Here is a 5,406-nt window from a genome sequence, read left to right as displayed (position 1 = left end):
GGACGACGCGCAGGCGCTGGAGAGCCCGGTCGGCGAGGCGCGGTGATCGGCCCAGCTGCGTGCTCGGCCCGACTCCTGAGCGACGCAGCTGCGTGCTCGACACAACGGTGTGATCAGCCGAGCAGCGTGTTCGGCACAGCGGTGTGAGCGCAGCGCCGTGCTCAGCAGAGCGGTGTGAGCGGCACGGCGGCTGGAATTCGTCCGCCTGCGAACTAGCGGACCGCGCGGGACGGCTCGGGAGAGAGGGGGAGTCGCGAGCTCGAACCGCCCCGCGTGGGGGTCCCGCCAGCGGGCCAAGTGGGCGGGGGGCACCCCAGGCCCGGCGGGGCGCGGATCGACGGGGGAGACGAACCGCGCTCGTTCGCTCTCGCGCGATCGGGGAGTGCGTGGGAGCCGATCAGCGAGAGCAGTGACAACTTCGCAGAGTCACGCACTGGCCACAAGGCCGACGCATTACTCCGTACGAGTGATATTCGACACGGGACGTAACGCAACGAAATCGCAGGCCGGAGATCCTGCACTGCAGAGTGATCGCCTGCTCGCACGTGTCACGGCGCCACGGTGAATCGATAACCGTAAGGTGACAAGAGCAACGAAATCCGCGAGCCGCCGCGGTCGCTCCGCGCACCCGAAGATCGTCACTCGAAACGGTGTCCCCCTGGCGCAACGTGATCAATTCGCGTCCACCGTGAAGGGCCGAGCGCCCGCCCCGAACGGCCCGGCACGCCCGCCGCGCGCCCTGGCATAACCTGAAGCCATGACTGTCGGGACTCTGGTACTGCTGCGGCACGGGGAAAGCACCTGGAACGCCGAGAACCTGTTCACGGGCTGGGTCGACGTCCCCCTGTCGGAGAAGGGCAAGGGCGAGGCGCAACGCGGCGGCGAGCTGCTCCGCGAGACCGGTGTGCTGCCCGATGTGCTGCACACCTCGCTGCTGCGCCGGGCGATCACCACCGCCAACATCGCGCTGGACACCGCCGAGCGGCACTGGATCCCGGTGCGCCGGGACTGGCGGCTCAACGAGCGGCACTACGGTGCGCTGCAGGGCAAGAACAAGAAGCAGACGATGGAGACCTACGGCGAGGAGCAGTTCATGCTCTGGCGCCGCTCCTACGACACACCGCCGCCGGAGATCGAGCCGACCGACGAGTACAGCCAGGAAGGCGACCCGCGCTACGCCGATCTCGGCGCGGAGATGCCGCGCACCGAGTGCCTCAAGGACGTGGTGGCGCGGCTGCTGCCCTACTGGGAGAGCGCGGTGGTGCCGGACCTGCGGGCCGGGCGGACGGTGCTGGTCGCCGCGCACGGCAACTCGCTGCGCGCGATGGTCAAGCACTTGGACGGGATCTCCGACTCGGACATCGCCGGGCTGAACATCCCGACCGGAATCCCGCTGCGCTACGACCTCGACGCCGACCTGGCGCCGACCAACCCGGGCGGTACCTACCTGGACCCCGATGCCGCCGCGTCGGCCGCCGCGGCCGTGGCCAAGCAGGGGCGCTGAAGAAGGGCCGCTGAACCGAGCAGGACCGTGCCGCCGCCGGGCAATGCGCCGGGTGGCGGCACGGATACCTTCGGTAGCCGCGCAGCCGGTCACTCGAACAGGAGATGCGCGGGCGTTCCGGCTCCGCCGCGTCCACCCGCGTCGACGCGAGCCCGGGCCACGGCTGAACCGCCGCGCACCGGACGGTGAACCGCGGGTGAAGAACTCGCCGGTTCGTGTCACGGGCATCACGGATCGAGCTCGCGGGCTGGTCCACCCCCGCCGTCGCCTGCTTACGATGCTGACGTGACCGCATTGGGCTATACCGCCCTGATCATCGGCGTGCTTGCGATCGGTGTGGCGGCCGGCTTCCTGGCCGCGCGGGCGACGAGTCACCGCACCCCCAGGAGGCCGGCGGGGCCGACCGTCGCCGACTTGCTGCAGCGGCTGGTGCACGCCACCGACAACGGCATCGTCGTGCTGAACCGCTTCGGCGACGTCGTGCTGCACAACCCGCGCGCCGACGAACTCGGCTTCGTACGGGACAACCAGGCCGACGTCCGCGCGCGCACGGCCGCCGGGCAGGCGCTGGAATCCGGGGAACCGGTCGCGGTGGACCTCTCCCCGGTCAACCGCTCGCTGCGCGGGCGGGGGCCCGCGGCGGTGCACGGCGAGGTCCGCCCGCTCGGCGACGGATTCACCGTGATCGACGCGGGCGACGAGTCCGATGCGGTGCGGCTGGAGGCGACCCGCCGGGACTTCGTGGCCAACGTCTCGCACGAGCTGAAAACTCCCGTTGGCGCGCTCGCGCTGCTGGCGGAGGCGGTGCTGGACGCGGCCGACGACCCCGAAGAGGTGCGCCGCTTCTCCACCAAGATCCTGCACGAGTCGACCCGGCTGGGAACCCTGGTCTCCGAGCTGATCGCGCTGTCCCGGTTGCAGGGCGCGGAACGGCTGCCGGAGCTGACCACCGTCGAGGTCGACGCGGTGATCGAGGAAGCGCTCGGCCGCTCCCGGGTCGCCGCGGAGTCCGCGGGCATCGAGATCGCCGTGGACGAGCCGACCGGCCTGCTGCTGGACGGCGACAGCACGTTGCTGGTCACCGCGCTGAGCAACCTGATCGACAACGCGGTGTCGTACTCCCCGCACGGTTCGCCGGTCTCGATCAGCCGCCGGATGGCGGGCGAGTTCGTCGAGATCGCGGTGACCGACCGGGGCATCGGCATCGAACCGCAGCACCAGCAGCGCGTGTTCGAGCGCTTCTTCCGGGTCGACCCGGCTCGCTCGCGCGCAACCGGCGGCACCGGGCTGGGGCTGGCCATCGTCAAGCACGTGGCCGCCAACCACGGCGGCGAGGTGAAGCTGTGGAGCAGGCCCGGCACCGGCTCCACGTTCACGCTCCGCATTCCGCGGCACGGCGCCGGGCAGGAGGAGGCCGAACCCGGCGGAGCCGGTGAGCAGGAGCAACCCGCGGACGAGGACGAACAGGGGCACGACCGGCACGCAACGGCGGATCGGGACCGCGGTGCGGGCCGGGCCGTGACCGACAGCGGGAGTACGACCGTCGAAACGGGAGGAGTCCGGTGACCAGGGTGCTGATCGTGGAGGACGAGGAGTCCTTCGCCGACCCACTGGCGTTCATGCTGCGCAAGGAGGGATTCACCGCGGCGGTCGCGCCGACCGGGCAGGAGGCGCTGGACGAGTTCGACCGCAACGGCGCGGACATCGTGCTGCTGGACCTGATGCTGCCCGGCATGAGCGGCACCGACGTGTGCAAGCAGTTGCGGCAGCGCTCCGCGGTGCCGGTGATCATGGTCACCGCCCGGGACAGCGAGATCGACAAGGTGGTCGGCTTGGAGCTCGGCGCCGACGACTACGTCACCAAGCCGTACTCGGCGCGGGAGCTGATCGCGCGGGTGCGCGCGGTGCTGCGCCGCGGCGGCGAGGCCGAGGAGCTGCTGCCGCAGGCCCTCGAGGCCGGGCCGGTGCGGATGGACGTGGAGCGGCACGTCGTCACGGTCGCGGGCGAGGAGATCAGCTTGCCGCTCAAGGAGTTCGACCTGCTGGAGTACCTGCTGCGCAACGTGGGCCGGGTGCTCACCCGCGGCCAGCTGATCGACCGGGTGTGGGGCGCGGACTACGTCGGCGACACCAAGACCCTCGACGTGCACGTCAAGCGACTGCGTTCCAAGTTGGAACCGGACCCTGCGGAACCGCAGTACCTGGTCACCGTGCGTGGCCTCGGTTACAAGTTCGAGGTGTGAGAACGGCGCTGCGCCGGGCTCGAACGGTTTTCCGCCCCCACCCGGACCGGCCGCCCGGTTGCGGCCGGTAACGTTGGCGGACATGCGCCTAGGGGTGCTCGACGTCGGATCAAACACCGTCCACCTGCTCGTGGTGGACGCCTTTCGTGGTGCGCATCCGACCCCGATGACTTCGGAGAAGACGGTGCTGCGGCTGGCCGAGCGGATCGGCCCGGAGCGCAGACTGGCCGCGGCCGACGCCGATGAGCTGGTGCGCACCGTCGCGGAAGCCGAAACCGCGGCGGTGCGGACCGGCTGCGAGGACCTGATGGGCTTCGCGACCTCGGCGATCCGGGAAGCCGAGAACTCCGCGGAAGTGCTGCAGCGGGTGCACGACGAGACGGGTGTCGAGCTGCAAGTGCTCAGCGGCGAGCAGGAAGCGCGGCTGACGTTCCTCGCCGTGCGCCGCTGGTTCGGCTGGTCGGCCGGGCGGTTGCTGCTGGCCGACATCGGTGGCGGTTCGCTGGAGATGGCGATCGGCATCGACGAGCTGCCGGACCTGGCCGCTTCGCTGCCGCTCGGGGCCGGACGCGTCAACCGCACCAGGCTGCCGCAGGATCCGCCGAGCCAGCAGCAGGTCGGTGAACTGCGCGAATGGCTGGACGAGCAGCTCGCGCCGACCGCCGAGGACTTCCGCGCGAACGGGCGTCCGGACCGCGCGGTGGCGACGTCCAAGACGTTCCGCTCGCTGGCCCGGCTGACCGGTGCCGCCCCGGCCTCGGCCGGTCCGCGGGCGCCGCGCAAGCTCACCGCCACCGGGTTGCAGCAGCTGCTGGCGTTCATCACCCGGATGTCCTCGGCGGACCTGGCCGCGCTGGACGGGGTGAGCAGCGCCCGCGCGCACCAGCTGGTCAGCGGTGCGCTGGTCGCCGAGGCGGTGCTGCGCGCACTGCAGGTCGAAGAGCTCGACATCTGCCCGTGGGCGCTGCGTGAAGGGATCATCCTCCGGCGGCTGGACCACGCCAACGGAGAGGACCACACTGCGATGCGCACCATTGCACCGGTCGGGTCGACACCCGCGGCGCAGGCACACGCTGATCGGGGAACTGGACGGCAAGCCCAGCAAACGGCACGGTGGGATCGATGAGTCGGGACAGCGGGTCGGAGCACCCGAGCCAGCGCACCGTCGCGGAGCTGCTCGCCGAGTACGGCGGTGGCTCGCAGCGCAGCGCCCACCGGCGCCGCAGGCGTGCCGAGGACCCGAGCGAAACGGCTCCGCAGGCGATCATCGACCGGGTGCTCTCGGACAGCGGGCAGATGCGGGCCATTCAGGAAGAGGTCCGGGAGCCCGGTGCCGATTCCGCGAGCGGGGCGCAGCAGCCGCCGCTTCCGCAGCCGCCCGCCGGTCCGCCGAACCCGCCGCAGGCAGGTGGTCCGGCCCCGAACGCCCAACCTCCGAATGCGCAGCCGCCGAGCGCCCAGGCTCCGACCGCGCAGCCGCCCGCCGGGAACCCGGCGAACGCGCAGCCACCGGCGCCGCAGGCTCCGCCCGCAGGCCCGCCGCCCGCGCAGCCACCTCCCGCCCAGAATCCGGCCGCCCAGAGTCCGGCTGCCCAGAGTCCGGCCGCCCAGAGTCCGGCGGCCCAGAGTCCGGCCGCCCAGAGTCCGGCCGCACCGAAT

General features: G+C 71.6%; 4 protein-coding genes and 1 pseudogene. All 5 read left to right on the top strand.

All coding sequences use genetic code 11. The features are described 5' to 3' along the window. The first annotated feature begins 757 nt into the window (after positions 1-757). Positions 758-1,504, top strand: coding sequence for a phosphoglyceromutase (locus tag IJH84_RS08865; protein ID WP_200068901.1), 747 nt, complete (start codon positions 758-760; stop codon positions 1,502-1,504). Positions 1,505-1,789: 285 nt separating this feature from the next. Continuing rightward, positions 1,790-3,070 (top strand): ATP-binding protein, encoded by a 1,281-nt coding sequence (locus IJH84_RS08860; RefSeq protein ID WP_295142554.1) that lies wholly within the window; start codon positions 1,790-1,792, stop codon positions 3,068-3,070. Beyond that, positions 3,067-3,747 carry a response regulator transcription factor gene (locus IJH84_RS08855; protein ID WP_200068903.1) on the top strand — a complete coding sequence of 227 codons (681 nt, stop codon included), beginning with the start codon at positions 3,067-3,069 and terminating at the stop codon, positions 3,745-3,747. The genes IJH84_RS08860 and IJH84_RS08855 overlap by 4 nt, the downstream gene beginning before the upstream one ends. Before the next feature lie 82 nt (positions 3,748-3,829). After that, entirely contained in the window at positions 3,830-4,873 is a 1,044-nt protein-coding gene (locus tag IJH84_RS08850) for a Ppx/GppA phosphatase family protein (protein ID WP_295142550.1), read from the top strand. Continuing rightward, positions 4,870-5,406 (top strand): annotated as a pseudogene (locus tag IJH84_RS08845) (hypothetical protein); the annotation flags it as partial. The gene IJH84_RS08850 and the pseudogene IJH84_RS08845, both read left to right, overlap by 4 nt.

Source organism: Saccharopolyspora sp., from assembly GCF_017434145.1.
GTDB classification, from domain to species: domain Bacteria; phylum Actinomycetota; class Actinomycetes; order Mycobacteriales; family Pseudonocardiaceae; genus Saccharopolyspora_C; species Saccharopolyspora_C galaxeae.
The sequence above is the reverse complement of the archived record's forward strand: the minus strand, read 5'-3'. Positions and strand labels throughout refer to the sequence as shown.

Excerpts from the sequence above, each read along its gene's own strand:
- IJH84_RS08865 (WP_200068901.1), top strand. The coding sequence starts at position 758 with ATGACTGTCGGGACTCTGGTACTGCTGCGGCACGGGGAAAGCACCTGG.
- IJH84_RS08850 (WP_295142550.1), top strand. The coding sequence starts at position 3,830 with ATGCGCCTAGGGGTGCTCGACGTCGGATCAAACACCGTCCACCTGCTC.